General features: G+C 62.9%; 14 protein-coding genes. 5 read left to right on the forward strand and 9 right to left on the reverse strand.

The annotated features are described in order from the left end of the window. Positions 1 to 238: 238 nt before the first annotated feature. From U1703_RS18990 to U1703_RS17065, 4 genes are all read right to left on the reverse strand, one after another. A complete protein-coding gene (locus tag U1703_RS18990) occupies positions 239 to 430 on the reverse strand; it encodes a helix-turn-helix domain-containing protein (RefSeq protein WP_443025831.1) in 192 nt (63 codons plus the stop codon). An 83-nt stretch (positions 431 to 513) separates the two neighbouring features. Next, positions 514 to 1,035 (reverse strand): hypothetical protein, encoded by a 522-nt coding sequence (locus tag U1703_RS17055; RefSeq protein WP_332786668.1) that lies wholly within the window; start codon positions 1,033 to 1,035, stop codon positions 514 to 516. Between the two features lie 203 nt (positions 1,036 to 1,238). Further along, a complete protein-coding gene (locus U1703_RS17060) occupies positions 1,239 to 1,757 on the reverse strand; it encodes a hypothetical protein (RefSeq protein WP_332786669.1) in 519 nt (172 codons plus the stop codon). Further along, entirely contained in the window at positions 1,754 to 1,936 is a 183-nt protein-coding gene (locus U1703_RS17065; protein WP_332786670.1) for a helix-turn-helix transcriptional regulator, read from the reverse strand. Before U1703_RS17065 ends, U1703_RS17060 begins: the two co-directional genes overlap by 4 nt. A gap of 341 nt (positions 1,937 to 2,277) precedes the next feature. Between U1703_RS17065 and U1703_RS17070 the strand changes: the two genes are divergently transcribed. Next, entirely contained in the window at positions 2,278 to 2,637 is a 360-nt protein-coding gene (locus U1703_RS17070) for a hypothetical protein (RefSeq protein ID WP_332786671.1), read from the forward strand. A gap of 74 nt (positions 2,638 to 2,711) precedes the next feature. Here the strand turns inward: U1703_RS17070 and U1703_RS17075 are convergent, their stop codons facing one another. From U1703_RS17075 to U1703_RS17095, 5 genes are all read right to left on the reverse strand, one after another. After that, entirely contained in the window at positions 2,712 to 3,605 is an 894-nt protein-coding gene (locus tag U1703_RS17075; protein WP_332786672.1) for a hypothetical protein, read from the reverse strand. After that, a complete protein-coding gene (locus tag U1703_RS17080) occupies positions 3,602 to 5,035 on the reverse strand; it encodes an AAA family ATPase (protein ID WP_332786673.1) in 1,434 nt (477 codons plus the stop codon). The genes U1703_RS17075 and U1703_RS17080 overlap by 4 nt, the downstream gene beginning before the upstream one ends. Positions 5,036 to 5,153: 118 nt before the next feature. Further along, positions 5,154 to 6,353: a tyrosine-type recombinase/integrase gene (locus tag U1703_RS17085; RefSeq protein ID WP_332786674.1), complete on the reverse strand. Its 1,200-nt coding sequence runs from the start codon at positions 6,351 to 6,353 to the stop codon at positions 5,154 to 5,156. 277 nt (positions 6,354 to 6,630) lie between these two features. Next, positions 6,631 to 8,355 (reverse strand): ubiquinone-dependent pyruvate dehydrogenase, encoded by a 1,725-nt coding sequence (poxB, locus tag U1703_RS17090; protein WP_332786675.1) that lies wholly within the window; start codon positions 8,353 to 8,355, stop codon positions 6,631 to 6,633. A gap of 168 nt (positions 8,356 to 8,523) precedes the next feature. After that, the gene (locus U1703_RS17095; protein ID WP_332786676.1) at positions 8,524 to 10,701 is read right to left on the reverse strand and encodes a catalase; all 2,178 of its coding nucleotides are present in this window, start codon (positions 10,699 to 10,701) and stop codon (positions 8,524 to 8,526) included. A 221-nt stretch (positions 10,702 to 10,922) separates the two neighbouring features. On the opposite strand from U1703_RS17095, the gene U1703_RS17100 reads away from it, so the two are divergent. From U1703_RS17100 to U1703_RS17115, 4 genes are read left to right on the forward strand one after another with little or no spacing between them, the layout of a single operon-like run. Then, positions 10,923 to 11,933: a glycosyltransferase family 2 protein gene (locus U1703_RS17100; RefSeq protein WP_332786677.1), complete on the forward strand. Its 1,011-nt coding sequence runs from the start codon at positions 10,923 to 10,925 to the stop codon at positions 11,931 to 11,933. Continuing rightward, complete coding sequence (locus U1703_RS17105; protein ID WP_332786678.1) at positions 11,930 to 12,925, forward strand: acyl-CoA dehydrogenase family protein; 996 nt, start codon at positions 11,930 to 11,932, stop codon at positions 12,923 to 12,925. Before U1703_RS17100 ends, U1703_RS17105 begins: the two co-directional genes overlap by 4 nt. Continuing rightward, positions 12,922 to 13,572 (forward strand): PIG-L deacetylase family protein, encoded by a 651-nt coding sequence (locus U1703_RS17110; protein ID WP_332786679.1) that lies wholly within the window; start codon positions 12,922 to 12,924, stop codon positions 13,570 to 13,572. Before U1703_RS17105 ends, U1703_RS17110 begins: the two co-directional genes overlap by 4 nt. Further along, positions 13,569 to 14,159 (forward strand): SAM-dependent methyltransferase, encoded by a 591-nt coding sequence (locus tag U1703_RS17115; RefSeq protein WP_332786680.1) that lies wholly within the window; start codon positions 13,569 to 13,571, stop codon positions 14,157 to 14,159. Before U1703_RS17110 ends, U1703_RS17115 begins: the two co-directional genes overlap by 4 nt.

The raw sequence follows: 14,159 nt of genomic DNA on the forward strand, positions 1-14,159 counted from the left end.
CACGTGATAAAGCTCGACCCATTCGCGCCAGCCTCCTTCCCCAGCACGGATCGTGAATCAGAAAACGGCCGTCATGTGAAGCCCCGATGATTCAATTCGGCTGAAAACCGCTCTAGCGAGGCGATGCAAGCGTCCGGCCGACCATGCCTTAAAACGGACTAGGAATCTTCAGGAGCGGCAATCGGCGGCGGCATGGACGCAGACACCGGCAAGGGGCGAACGGCGCTGTACGATCTTCCTAGGCGGCTTGGAGGATCGCTTGCAGCGCCGATGCTGGGATGAGGCGGCGGTTGCCGATCTTCACGGACGATAGCAATCCGTCGCTCATTAGCTTGTAAAGGGTTGTGCGGCCTATGCCGGTGGCGCGAGACGCCTCCGCTACGCTGTAGGACAATCGCGGCGGCGCAGGGTGGGTAACTTCTTGGTTCATACGTTGACCTCCGCAGACCCATGTATTCGACGCAGCACCAACGGGAACGGCTTATCGGCGGCTTTACCGGGTAACTTCTCGTTTTACGGCCACTCGCCTGTCCAGAGGGTCCGCAGCGGTGCCGCATCTCCCAGCGTGTTGTCGATCTCCTTGCCATCAACGTCAGTCCAGCACTCGACCACGAGACGCCCCTGCCGATCCGGGGTGATACTCCAAGAGGCTGATCTAATTCGCTGGTAATGGCGTTCGGCCAGTGAAAGATGCTTTATCTTGTTCCATTCGCGCGTCGCCATGTAGTCGCATGAGCCACGAGCCTTCTTGATATCGGCAGGCGTCGGGCTAGTTTTGAGCAACAGGCGGTCGCCTGCTTTCATCATCAGCCAGTCGCCGACCTTGGTGTTGTGTCCCTCTCGCGTGCGCTGCACGCGGATGACGTCGCCGTCGATCTTGGCGCGGAAGTGAAGGCCCTCTTTTGCGTACTTCGCGAAGCGATCCTTCAGGCGTTTCAGCGCCTTTTCCGGTGTTTCGCCAGTTTCGGGCCGTTCGGTGGCTTCGCCGCCGATGGGGAGGTTCTTGATGTGGAGGTAGGGGCTAGGGCGTCCCATGTCATTTCCTTTTGGGCGCTACCCTCCCTCCATCACAATTCATTTTCCTAAACCATTGCTCTTAAATAAGAAGTGAAGATGTATTTATTAATAATTCTTGTAGCCATATGAATGATATAAGAGCAATAGAATAGGAAAGTGAATGTATATGGAGGGAGGGTTGATCGCCGCTGGTTAGCGGAAGATATTCTCGGAGTTGTCGCTCACGGCGTGTCCGGCAGTCTGGTCACCCAGAGCGCACCGGCATTATCGAAGAACAACTGGAAGCGTCCACGGCCCTGCGCTCGCATCCTCGCGGCACGGCTGATAGCGGCGTCGATTGCATCGTCATCCGGCTCAGGACAGAGGATCATTGCAACGCCGGCTTCCAACGCTTCCCAATGGGCAAGCTTGCGGGGCGGATCGTCCGCCCGTCCGGCACCACGCGGGCGACCTTCCGCTATACGCCAAAGCATGACGTAGCCGCCATGATCCGCGCTACAGAAGTACGCTCGATCGCTGCGGGCGAATACAAGCGGCCTCAATTGGTGTCGGACGTATCCCTCGCTGTAGCCGAACAGCTTAGCCTCTGATCGGCCATCGAAAGGACCAACGCAGAGGACCGTGTCACAATGGTGGGTCGCGATCGCCTCAAACTCGGGCGAGGCCAAGTCCGGGGCAACGATGCGGAACGGTCGCATCGTCACACCCGGCGGCGGCGAGGGCAGGACTGCCCCGCTCATCGCGTCACCTCCGCGTTCGCAATGAACGCCTCCAGGTCTTCGATCGCATAGCGGATGGAGGTGCCGAAGCGGCGGAACGTCGGGCCGCACTGCGCCCATCGCCAGCGACTGAGCGTCTTGGGCGAAAGGCCAAGGTAGGCGGCGGCGTCAGCCTCTCGAAGAAAGCGGGGGTTTTCCATGTCATTGTCCCATCGTTGTTGAGCGATGGGCATCCATCTGAAGCACCGCGAAGAAGTCGTCAGCAACGTTGGGCGCTTGGTGGCGTGTGGTGGAGGCTGAATGTCCGCGAATGACCGTTGCGCCTCCACGCCCCACCCGGCACATAGAACCCGCGACTGGTATGTCCCGGTCGCGGGGCGTCGTAACCCCAATGACACGCAGTCCGGTCGAGCTTCTCGGCCGGGTGGCGGGCGCGCATGTCCAAGGCTCCGGCTCAAAGGCGTCCGCGCCCCGTACTGCGTGCGCGGGTTACGAACACCTGGCTCCGCCGGTCGCCTCACACATCAAGGGAGTGAGGCACATGCCGAAAACCAAATCGTTCGCCGTCATCGCTCTGGCCCTGAGCGCGCCCATGATCGTCAACGCAACCGCCGACCAATGGCGCAAGCGCCCGCCGCGTTGGGAGGCCACGTCGAGCCGGAGCCTTCCTGACCTGCAAAGCTGCCTTGGATCGCGATGGGCTGGCACGCTCTCCGCGAAGATCGTCGCCATGCCAATCGAACGCGGCATGTCCTACACCACGGAAGGCGACCGCGACTTGCTGGTCGACGTGGTGGACGAAGGAAGCCAGCGCCGCGTGAAGCTGTGGCTCCGCAAGTTCATCGGCATAACGGTCGGCGCGAAGGAGCAGATCGAAAAACTAGAAAGCTGCCGTCGGTGACCCGTTGTCTATTGGGTGGTCTAAAGCAGCTTCCTTCTTGCCCGTGTTGATAGTCAGATTCCCACAGCGGCTCTCTAGTTTACCATAGCAGTCCTGACTGCGGAGCAATTTACCAAAAGGATCTTATAAGGGGTGTTGGTTCGTTCCCAGCTTTCTATATCCCTTCTCAATTGCGAGCTGCAAAATTCATTTATGGAATACGTCAGGCGTACGTGGGCGGCGATTTCTCTATCATAGGTGTTTGAATCTCTGCGTGAGCCTATTTCTGACCTGAGCATTATACCGAGCATTCCGCACGTATCATGTCCGTTTGTGAACTGATCCCAGAGTCGGGCCTGCCCCATCTCTGATGCGATCCTTTGTTCAAGCGCAGTTCTTGCCGGCTGAGTCGAATTTATACCCCTCGAAATGTTGGCCACGAGCACAGATACGTCGATATTTTGGCCATTGTAAGCAGCTGCGATGTCTACATCTGAAAGCTTCATTCTGATTATGCCCCTCTGGTTTAGGCTTCTCAAAATGGATAGCGGTTCAAGCCTTCTCTTTGCGATCTCTAAAACTGCTGCCGATCCTCCGAGAGCCTCAATCTTTTGGCTATCCCCGAACTCTCCCAAGTAGGCCGCAATAACGCTAGCGGTCATCCAATCTAAATCGAAATCATGAGAAACAGAATATATGATGTTGTCGGCCGTCGACGGGTTACCCCAGCCACAGCGATCAAAGTCTGCATCTGCAAGTCCGAGTATGCCCGGAAAACCCTCATCTTCAAGTAGGTCGATAGCTTCCTCAAGATTGTCTCTGCCGAAACAAACAACGACGGAGCAATTAACTTCGTCAATAAACTTTCTAATTCTTTTATAATCAGTATCACCCTCAACAAACAAAAATGCCCCTTTGTGCACCTTTCTCTCTAGCCTGACTTCCTGAGCTATATCCCAGCCATCAATATATTTAGTGATAGACTTCACAGAGGAACGCCTTCGTCATTCATGCTAATTTCGTAAGTGTCATCCTCATCGACATCGCCGAGTTCGACCACTAGACTCTGCCATCTTCCGATAAGCTGTGGGGAGTGTGTTGCGAGAATAGTATCGAACTTGTTAAGATTGATGATCTTCTTTAAGTCAGAAATAAATTTCTTCTGCCACGAAACGTGTAGTGAGAGTTCCGGTTCATCAATGAGGATGAGGGAGTTTTCATCAATTTCAAAAAGCAACTCAAAAAATAAGACAAGCTGGTGTTGCTCACCAGACGATAGTTTTTCAAGGGGGACTGGGCTTCCATTGAAAGAAACATCAATCCCATTTTCTCTGTTTACGTGCACGTCCTTAGTCACAAAACGCTCGTTCACCAGCTCTCTGAATAGCGAAATCCTAGAGAGGAGCTTAGAAAGAGAACCAAGCTTTTCTTCAGTGTCGTCTGCATAAACGCTTAAGACGCGGGATATCGCCGGCTCCATTGGGCCAGAGGGAAACGACACAGGGTCGTCAGCCTCCGTATCTAAGATGCCAGCGGCCATGAGGCGTTGACGTTTCTCATCCAAGACATCTAACTTAGTCTTGAGCTGATCCTCAGGAATAGAAGAGGTCTGTGATATAACCCGCCGCGGAAATGAACGGTCGAGGGACTGAGATAATGCAGCGTAGGCGGTAAGCTGATCACCGATCACTGTTTTTAGAGTTTGAGCCTTTTTGCTAATTGCAAGCGCTGGTGCGGGCCGACGACCGCCTATTCTAAACTCTCGACTATCGCTCATCTTATGCATTACTAGTAGGCGCTGCGTTTCGATAAGGTGGCAGTCGATCTTATCAATCAAAGCCGCTACAGCGGCTGGTACCTTTCCAAATATGCTTTCAGTGATGTGAGCGGGAATACTATCCGAAAAGTTTTCGACCACCTGCTGAAGAGAATAAGCTTCTCCGGTATGATCGTGCGTCCACATATTCGGAGCTATACGAGTCAGAAATGGCAGATACCGCTCAAGCTGATAAGATACTTTGCCATCAATGGTGCGGGGACGCCAAGGCGCAGACTTGCCGCCATCAGGAGCAATTGCAGTTACTCTAATGCCGATGGCGGTGGTAAAATCAGGATCATCCCGCTTGTTGTCTTTATTTATCAGAATGCGCGATCCGTCGGTAAAAACGAATTCAACATCGGCAAATTTATATTCGACAAAAACTGACCAACGCCCTGAAAAAAGTGAGTCAATCATCCTAAGGCACAGCGTCTTCCCATAGCCATTAGGCGCAATGATCGCCGTGATTCTTTCATCTGTGTTTATTGGTATATAGTAGTCGTAAGAACCGAATAAGCCGGCCACTCGAAAGGACGAGAGGCGACGAGCTGTTACAGCTTCTTGCGGCGCTCTCGCGACCCGCCTGATCCTCATAGCCATAACTTTTCATCCCCTATAATCTAACATTAGCCAGCGCCTGCAGGCGCGGGTGTCGCTGACGAACCTTTCCGATGTTGGATGGTGGGTCAAGCAAACTCGAAGCGTATGAGTGACAATCCTAATCCACCGGTGCTGCCTGCGCGTTCGAGCAAACCGAGCCTTGTGGTGCAACGAACGCAGCCCAATCGGCCATCAACGACCGCCGCTTGCCGAGGAAGTTTGTGCGGCGATAGGCCGCCTCCACCTTGTTCGTGAGAACGTGGGCCAAAGCTTCCTCCGCTACCTCACGCGGAACGTCGGTGCATTCCGCCGTCCAGTCGCGGAAGCTGGATCGGAAGCCGTGAACGGTCCACGATCCATCGACGGCGGTACGCAGCACCTTCGTCAGCGTCATGTCGCTGAGCGGCTGGCGCTTGATGCCGGGGAAGATCGGCTCTTGCTCTACACCGGCGCGCAACGCCTTCGTCGTTTCCAGCACCTCCACGGCGGCGGCGGACAGCGGCACGACGTGGGCGCGCTTAGCCTTCATCCGGGTAGCAGGGATGGACCATAGCCCGCGCGTCAGGTCGACTTCCTCCCACGTCGCGCCCCGCACCTCACCCGATCGCGCCGCCGTCAGGATCAGGAAGCGAAGTGCCAGCCGTCCCGCTGTGTCCGCCTCTCGCAGCTTCGCCATCAGTGACGGTACATCGGCATAGGGAAGGGACTCGAAATGCTCGGCCTGCTTCGTCTGTCGCGGCAGACCCGCCCGGATCGAGCGCATCGGTGCTTCGCTGTCGCGCTCACCCGTCGAGTGCGCCCAATCAAGTACGGTGCCGATCCGCTGCAATACCCGCCGTGCCGTCTCCGGCTTGGATTGCCAAATGGGGACCAACAGGTCGCGGATCGCTGGCCCTGCCACCTTCGCGACTGGCACGTCTCCAATTGCAGGGAAGGCATAGGTCCGTAGCGTGGTGATCCACTGTCCGCGGTGCTTCACGTTCTTCCAGTCGCCTGCACGTTCGAGGTGCAAAGCCTCGGCTGTCTCCTTGAACGTGCGCGCGGCGGCTGCGGGCTGCTTTGCTGATCGCCTTGCCTCAACCGGGTCAACACCGGTGCGGATCAGCTTGCGGGTTTCCAGTGCCTTCTCTCGCGCTTCCGACAAGCTGAGCGTGGAGGCTGACCCCAGCCCTATGTCGCGCCGCCGTCCGTCCACCTGGACGCGAAGCTGCCACGATCGCGCGCCGCTCGGCTTCACAACCAGCATCAGGCCCTGTCCATCGACGTAGCGACCCGGCTCTTTCGCGGCCTTCACGGCCAACGCAGTCAGCTTACCCATTCACTCAGACCCCACACAAGAACCCACATTCTTGCCCAACTCTGCGTGAACGTCAACGATCAGACGCGAACGAGCGGCTGGCCTACCGCCTAGGGAAACAGGGGCTTATCCGAACGGCGATGAATCAGCCGGGACAACAGTTATGAGGACTCCCGCTCCGCCATTCATCCGGTACAATGTGCCAGTGTTCACCAGCTCGCGGCCGGTTCAACTGCCACATCATACCGGGAATCCAACGTCGAGCCGGATTCTCGTTTGAGAACCCGGCGCGCGCCCGTCAGCGGAACAGATTGGCCTTGGCCAGCTCGATCACCTCGTCACCGCGCCCGCTCAGGACCGCGCGGGCGGCATAGAGGCTGAAGCCCTTGGCCTGCTCGGCCTGGATCTTGGGCGGCATGATGAGTTCCAGCCCTTCGGTCACGACATCGACCAGCGCCGGGCCGTCATGCGCGAACGCCTCGCGCAACGCCGCCTCCAATGCGTCGGAGCGGGTGACGCGGGTGCCGAAATAGCCCATTTCGCGCGCGATGGCGCCGAAGTCGGGATTTTTCAGCGAGACATTGGCGTCGACATAGCCCGACGCCTTCTGCTCCATCTCGACAAAGCCGAGCGTCGAGTTGTTGAAGACGACGACCTTGATCGGCAGGTTCATCTGCACGGCGGTCAGCATGTCGCCCATCAACATGGTCAGCCCCCCGTCGCCCGACAGCGACACGACCTGTCGCCGGGGGAAGGCGCCCTGCACACCCAGCGCCTGGGGCAGTGCGTTGGCCATCGAGCCATGGTTGAACGAACCGATCAGCCGCCGCTTGCCGTTCATCCTCAGATAGCGCGCCGCCCACACTGCGGGTGTACCGACATCGGCGGTAAAGACCGCATCCTCGGCGGCGATCCGGTCGACCGTCGCGGCGACGAATTGCGGGTGAAGCGGCTTTTCGCCGTCACGCGGGGTGGCCAGATCGTCGAGGCCCTTGCGCGCGTCGCGGTAATGCGCGCGCGCCTTTTGCAGGAACCGGTCGTCGCGACCGGGGCGGACCAGCGGGGTCAGCCGCTGCGCGAATTCGCGCACATCGGCGACCACACCCAGGTCGAGCGGCACGCGGCGGCCCAGCGCACCGGGATCGCGGTCGACCTGCACCACCTTGGCCTTTTCGGGGTAGAAGTTGCGATAGGGAAAATCGGTGCCCAGCATCAGCAGCGTGTCGCACTCCATCATCGCGTGATAGCCCGACGAGAAGCCGATCAGCCCGGTCATGCCAACGTCATAGGGGTTGTCGTACTCGATCCACTCCTTGCCGCGATAAGCGTGGACGATCGGCGCGTTGAGCGCGGCGGCGAGCGCCACCACCTCGTCATGCGCCCCCGCCGTGCCCGAACCGCAGAGCAGCGTCACCGCCTTCGACCCGTCGACCAGGTCGGCGACCTGGCGCAGCGCAGCCTCGTCGGGCACCAGCCGGGGCGTGGCGAGCGCGGGGAAGGGAACGGCGCGCGTATCGGGGGCCTTTTGCAGCGCCACGTCGCCGGGGATCACCAGCACCGCCACGCCGCGCTGTCCGATCGCGGTGCGGATCGCGCGGTGGAGCAGCTCGGGCATCTGGCGCGCGTCCTGCACCATCTCGCAGAAATGGCTGCACTCGCGGAACAGCTCGGTGGGGTGGGTTTCCTGGAAATAGTTGAGCCCGATCTCGCTCGACGGGATATGCGCGGCGATCGCCAGCACGGGCACATGGTTGCGGTGACAATCGTACAGCCCGTTGATGAGGTGCAGGTTGCCCGGCCCGCAACTGCCCGCGCATACCGCCAGCGCGCCGGTCGCGGCGGCCTCGGCACCGGCGGCGAAAGCGCCCGCTTCCTCGTTGCGGACATGCATCCAGTCGATCTTGCCCGAGCGGCGCAGGCTGTCGTTGAAGGCATTGAGGCTGTCGCCGGTCACACCCCAGATGCGCTCCACCCCCGCTTCCAACAGCGTATCGTGCAGCAGGTCGGCGATCGTCTTGCTCATGAAATCCACGTCCATCCATTGCGGGCCAGCGCCCCGAGAGTAGCTGTAGAACGCAAAGGCGCGCGGTTCGCCTCCCGGCAAAACGCGCAAACGTAAATGCAGGACGTGCAATCGCGCCCCTCCCCACACCGTCGATCCGGGATCGGTGCGGGGAGGGGCGCTGCCGCCTCAGGCCATGGCGGGGGCCGGGGCGGCGTCGAGGTCGACGCCCGGCTCACGTGCCCAGAAGCGCAAGGCGCGGCACTGGGTAACGAACGCCTTGGCATCCTTGCCCTTGGCCAGGGGCACGAAGCCGTCGTCGCGCGCCGTCACGCCCGCCGCGTCGAACAGCGTGGCGGCCGCCGCGCTGTGACCGATGAACTTGGCATGGGCGAAGGCGTCGGCAACGAAGTCCTTGGCGGTGGCATCGCGCGCCAGAAGCGCCGCCCCTTCCTCCGAAGGCAGGACCGCGACCGCATCGTACAGGACCGAGGGGCCGCCATCGATCTTCTGCTTGGCGGTCACCTTCGTCCCGTCGTCCAGGGTGACGCCGCCGATCTTGGGCGCGACGACTTCCCAGATCGCACCTTCGGCCTGAAGCGCCGCGGTCAGCGCGGCGAACAGGTCCGCGCTGCTGCCATCGGTCAGCAGCAGGCCCATCTTGCGTCCCTTGAAGTCCTGCGGACCGTTGGACAGGATGCTCAGCTTGGGCGAGGGGCGCAGGTCGAGCGTGGGTTTCGCCGCCTTGGCCGGTTCGGGCAGGTCCAGGCCCAACCCGTCGGCCACCGTGGCGGCCAGTCCCTCGTCGATCAGGCGCAAATGCGACACGGCGCGGGCGCGGATGTCGACGCGCTCGACCTTCGACAGTTCGAACACCAGCGCGTCGCCGATATGCTTCTGCTCCACGGGCAACTGGCTGATGAAGAACTGCCGCGCCTGGCTGTAATGGTCGGCAAAGGTCTCGGCGCGGATACGCTGCTTGGTGCCCTGCACCTCGGCGGGGAAGCTGCGATAGCCGATCGTCGGATTTTCACGCGGGCCGCCATCCGGGCCCCAGCTGTTCGGCTCGTAATTGGCGCGCCCCTTGGGGTTGTGCATCGCCATATGGCCGTCCTGCTGGAAATTCATCACCGGGCAGCGCGGCGCATTGACCGGGATGTGCGTGAAGTTCGGCCCGCCCAGCCGCTTCAGCTGCGTATCGAGATACGAGAAGTTGCGCCCATGGAGCAGCGGATCGTCCGAAAAGTCGATGCCGGGGACGATATTCTGGGTGCAGAAGGCGACCTGTTCGGTGGCGGCGAAGAAATTGTCGACATTGCGGTTGAGGGTCAGCGTGCCGATGATGCGGACGGGCACGTCTTCCTCGGGGATCAGCTTGGTCGAATCGAGATGGTCGAAGGGCAGCCGGTCGGCGGTTTCCTGGTCGAACAGCTGGACACCCAGGTCCCATTGCGGAAAGTCGCCGCCCTCGATCGCCGTCCACAGGTCGCGGCGATGGAAATCGGGGTCGGCGCCGTTGATCTTGACCGCCTCGTTCCACAGCACCGATTGCAGGCCCTGGCGCGGCTTCCAGTGGAACTTGACGAAGGTCGACTGGCCCTCGGCATTGACCAGCCGGAAGCTGTGCACGCCGAAGCCCTCCATGGTGCGGAACGAGCGCGGGATGGTCCGGTCGGACATCTGCCACATGACCATGTGCCACGCTTCGGGGCTTAAGGAAGCGAAGTCCCAGTAATTGTCATGCGCCGACTGCGCCTGTGGAAAGGCGCGGTCGGGTTCCTGCTTCACGGCATGGACGAGGTCGGGAAACTTGATCGGGTCCTGGATGAAGAACACGGGGATGTTGTTGCCGACAATGTCCCAGTTGCCCTCCTTCGTATAGAATTTGACCGCAAAGCCGCGCACGTCGCGCGCCAGGTCCATCGACCCCTTGTTGCCCGCCACCGTCGAGAAGCGGACGAAAACCTCGGTCTGCTGCCCGACCGTGCTCAGCACGTCGGCGCGGGTATGATCGGCCAGGCTGTCGGTCAGCTCGAAGACGCCGTGCGCGCCATAACCACGGGCATGGACCACGCGCTCGGGAATACGCTCATGGTCGAAGTGGAAGATCTTTTCGCGCAGGATGAAGTCTTCGAGCAGCGTCGGTCCGCGCTCGCCGGCACGCAGGCTGTTCTGGTTGTCGGCGACGGGGATGCCCTGCTGGGTGGTCAGCGTGCGTTCGGCGTCCTGCGTCGTCTGATGGGTTTCGCCACCATGGCCCTGCGCCTCGGCATAATGGGTCGGCAGGTCGGCCCCGGCAGGAAGGACAGGGGCGGGGGCCTGTCCCTCGATCTTGCCGTCCGCGCGCGCGCTTTTCTTATTGGCCATGATGCTGTCTTTCGTCGTGAATGGGTTATCCCTTTCAACGCGCGGATCGGCCAATCGCCCGGCAACTAAATGGTTGATATTGATCAAGGTCTTTGTGCGCTGCTTCGCCTACACTTTGTGCGATGATCGGTATCGATCGACGGCTGCGGCGGATTTTCGCGCCCGGACCATGATGCTCGGGGAGGACGGTTCTGTTCGACGTTCTGTTCGACAAGGCACCCGTGGTCATTTGCGTCCCCGCCCGTGACGAGGTGGCGATGCTGCCCGGATTGCTGTCGGCGATCGCCGCGCTTTCGGTCGAGCGCGACAGGCTGAGCCTCTGCCTCTATCTCGACGATTGCCGCGACGGCAGCGGGGCGCTGCTCGACCGGCTGGCGTCCAGCCTGAACTTTCGGCTGATCGTGGCGCGGGGCGGGGACCGGGGCACGCCCAATGCCGGGGCGGCCCGGCGCGCGGCGCTGGCCATGGGGCTCGATCTGCTCGCAGGCGGCGAAGGGGCATTGTTCACGACCGATGCCGACAGCCAGCCGGGGCGCGACTGGATCGCCGCAGGGATTTCGGCGCTCGCCAGGGCGGAGGTCGCGGCCGGGCGGATCGTCCGCCGCGATGCCGCCGCCGATCCGCAGCAATGCCGGATCGAGGCCTATTACGACCGGCTGCACCGTCATCGCCGGATCGTCGATCCCGTGCCCTGGGAGGCGTGCGACACGCATCACTTCAGCGGCGGCGCCAATATCGCCATCCGTGCCTCGGCCTATCGGGCGCTTGGCGGGATCCAGCCGCTGTCATCGGGGGAGGATGCCCGGTTGCTCGACGATGCGGGGCGTGCCGGGATGCGAGTGCGGCGCGACGGGGCGATGCTGGTCGAAACCTCGTCCCGGCGCGAGGGGCGGATCGCGGGCGGGCTGGCCGGGCTGTTGCGCGCGCTCGACCAGGGGGAGCCGCCGCGCTTGGCCGATCCGCGCGAGGCATCGTGGCAATGGCGCGGGCAGGCGGCGGCGCGGGCCGGCTTCGCCGCGATCGACCGCGTCGATGTGCGCGCGGCCTTGGGCGATCGGCTGGGCCTGACCCCGGATCATATTCTGGGCGTCGCGCGCGACTGTCCCAATGCCCAGGCGTTTGCGATGCGGGTCGTACCTTCACCGCCGGGCGCGGGCATGTTGGTCACGCTGTCGGAGGCCGAGGCATTGTTGACGGAATTGGAGGGCCAAGGGTGCGAGATCGCGGCATGAACGCCATGGCAGACGCCTTGCGCGATACCGTCGCGGCGGCGGGCTGGGCGGAACGGCCCGCCGGGGATCCGCCCACGGCCGAGGCCTATGTCGCACTGCTGCGGCAGTTATACGAGATCGGTCGTCGTGACCTGCCGCTCGGCCGCCTGGTGGAGGGGCATGTCGATGCGGTGCAGATCGTCCGGCGCTATGGGTCCGCCGCGCAGGTCGATCGGCTGGGCCGCGCCCTGGCGCATGGCGCGACGCTGGGCGTGTGGAATGCCGCGCTGCCGGGCGAGCCTTTGCGGCTGGACGAAGGCAGCCTGACCGGGGGCAAGAGCTATGCGTCGGGGGCCGGGGTGCTCAGCCATGCGCTGGTCACCGCCGACACCCCCGGTGGCGTGCAACTGCTGCTGCTCGATCTCGACCAGGTCGTCCCCGCCATCGATCTCGACTGGTGGCGGGTGACCGGGATGCAGCGATCCGAGACGCATCAGGTGCGATGGGAGCGCGCCGCGATCGAGGCGGACGACCGGATCGGCACGCCGGGCGTTTATGCGCGCGAGCCTTTTTTCAGCGGCGGGGCGCTGCGCTTCGTGGCCGTCCATGCCGGGGGCATCGCCGGGATCGTCGACCGGACGCGCGACCATCTGGTCGCGACGGGCCGCGCGGGCGATCCGTTCCAGGCGGCACGGCTGGCCGAACTGTTCGGGCTGGCCGATGGCGCGGCGGCGATCGTTCGGCGCGCCGCGCATTTCTGGTTCGAGGATACGGCCCCGGAGGAAGCCCGGCTGGCGCAAGTGGCCGCTGCCCGGCTTGGCGTTGCCGATGCGGCCGAGCGCGCCATGGCGACCGCCCGAGAGGCGGTGGGGCTGGCGGGACAGTTCACCGCGCATCCGCTCTCGGCCCTGCTGAGCGACCTGACGGTCTATCTGCGCCAGCCGGTCCCCGATGCGCAGCGCTTGCGGGTCGGGCGCGCGGTCGAGCAGGGCCTGCTGGTGCCATCCTTATGAGGTTGCGCCTTGCGGGGGTGACGCGCGCGGTCGTCGTGGCGCCGCATCCCGATGACGAGGTGATCGGCGCCGCCGCGCTGATCGCCGCGCTGCGCCGACAGGGGAGCCATGTCGCGGTGATCGTGGTCAGCGACGGTGCGGCCTCGCACCCCGACAGCGCCGCCTGGCCGCAACGCCGCCTGATCGCGGCGCGGGAGCGGGAAAGCCGACATGCGCTGCACCGTCTGCGTGTCGGTCGTCGCGACGTGACGTTCCTGCGCCTGCCCGATGGCGCCCTGCCCGCGCAGCAGGACCGCTGCCACCAGCGGCTGGACCGGGGGCTGCGGCGGCTGGGGCGGATCGATCTGCTGGTCGGTCCGGCGGCGAGCGATGCACATCCCGACCACCGCGCGGTCGCCGCGGCGCTGGCGGGGTTCCGGTTCGCGGGGCGGCGGCTCGCCTATCGCGTCTGGCCACCGCAGCGCTCCATGGGGCATCGCTGCCGCTGCATATCGCTGCCCGGCGGCGCGGCGGCCAAGCGGTCGCTGATCGCGGCGCACCGAACCCAGTTGGGGGCGATCAGAGACGACCCGCAGGGCTTCGCGATCGCGCGGCACGAATTGGCGGTCTTTGCCCATCCGGTCGAACGCTTCGTGGAGGGCCGGTGACGCGTGCCATCGACCTGAGTGGCTTTGCCGACAAGTTCGCGGGTGATGATGATCCCTGGCGCACCTTTTCCAGCCATGACGAGGGGGTGAAACGCGCCGCGATCCTGAATGGCCTGGGCGCAGGGCCGCTGGGCCGGGTGCTGGAGCTCGCCAGCGGCAACGGGTCGAACAGTCGGGCGATCGCCCCGCGCGCGCGGCGGCTGGATGCGACCGAAGGGACGATCGAGGGCACCCGCCTGACCGCGCAGGCCATCGCCGCCTGGCCCCGCGCGCGGGCCATCCCGCTGGTGCTGCCGGGTGGCTTTCCACGCCCGGCCTATGACGCGGTCGTCATTGCCGAGTTGCTGTATTACCTGTCGCCGCACGCGATGCGGCAGGTCGCGGCGCAGGTCGCCGCCAGCGTACGGCCGGGCGGGCGGCTGATCCTGGCGCATCACCGGGTCGACTATTATGATTTCGTCCAGCATGCCGCCGCCATCCAGGCGCGGTTCCTGCGCCTGACGGGGGTGGCGTGGCAGGTGCGTACCGTCCGCCGCCGCGCCCGCTGGCACGTCCTGGTCGCGCGGCGCGGCGGCGGTTGCGTCTGA

The sequence above is a fragment of the Sphingomonas flavida genome (assembly GCF_036663655.1).
Taxonomy (GTDB): Bacteria; Pseudomonadota; Alphaproteobacteria; order Sphingomonadales; family Sphingomonadaceae; genus Sphingomonas.

Excerpts from the sequence above, each read along its gene's own strand:
- poxB (WP_332786675.1), bottom strand. The coding sequence starts at position 8,355 with ATGAGCAAGACGATCGCCGACCTGCTGCACGATACGCTGTTGGAAGCG.
- U1703_RS18990 (WP_443025831.1), bottom strand. The coding sequence starts at position 430 with ATGAACCAAGAAGTTACCCACCCTGCGCCGCCGCGATTGTCCTACAGC.
- U1703_RS17105 (WP_332786678.1), top strand. The coding sequence starts at position 11,930 with ATGAACGCCATGGCAGACGCCTTGCGCGATACCGTCGCGGCGGCGGGC.
- U1703_RS17070 (WP_332786671.1), top strand. The coding sequence starts at position 2,278 with ATGCCGAAAACCAAATCGTTCGCCGTCATCGCTCTGGCCCTGAGCGCG.
- U1703_RS17065 (WP_332786670.1), bottom strand. The coding sequence starts at position 1,936 with ATGGAAAACCCCCGCTTTCTTCGAGAGGCTGACGCCGCCGCCTACCTT.
- U1703_RS17095 (WP_332786676.1), bottom strand. The coding sequence starts at position 10,701 with ATGGCCAATAAGAAAAGCGCGCGCGCGGACGGCAAGATCGAGGGACAG.
- U1703_RS17060 (WP_332786669.1), bottom strand. The coding sequence starts at position 1,757 with ATGAGCGGGGCAGTCCTGCCCTCGCCGCCGCCGGGTGTGACGATGCGA.
- U1703_RS17080 (WP_332786673.1), bottom strand. The coding sequence starts at position 5,035 with ATGGCTATGAGGATCAGGCGGGTCGCGAGAGCGCCGCAAGAAGCTGTA.
- U1703_RS17110 (WP_332786679.1), top strand. The coding sequence starts at position 12,922 with ATGAGGTTGCGCCTTGCGGGGGTGACGCGCGCGGTCGTCGTGGCGCCG.
- U1703_RS17055 (WP_332786668.1), bottom strand. The coding sequence starts at position 1,035 with ATGGGACGCCCTAGCCCCTACCTCCACATCAAGAACCTCCCCATCGGC.
- U1703_RS17085 (WP_332786674.1), bottom strand. The coding sequence starts at position 6,353 with ATGGGTAAGCTGACTGCGTTGGCCGTGAAGGCCGCGAAAGAGCCGGGT.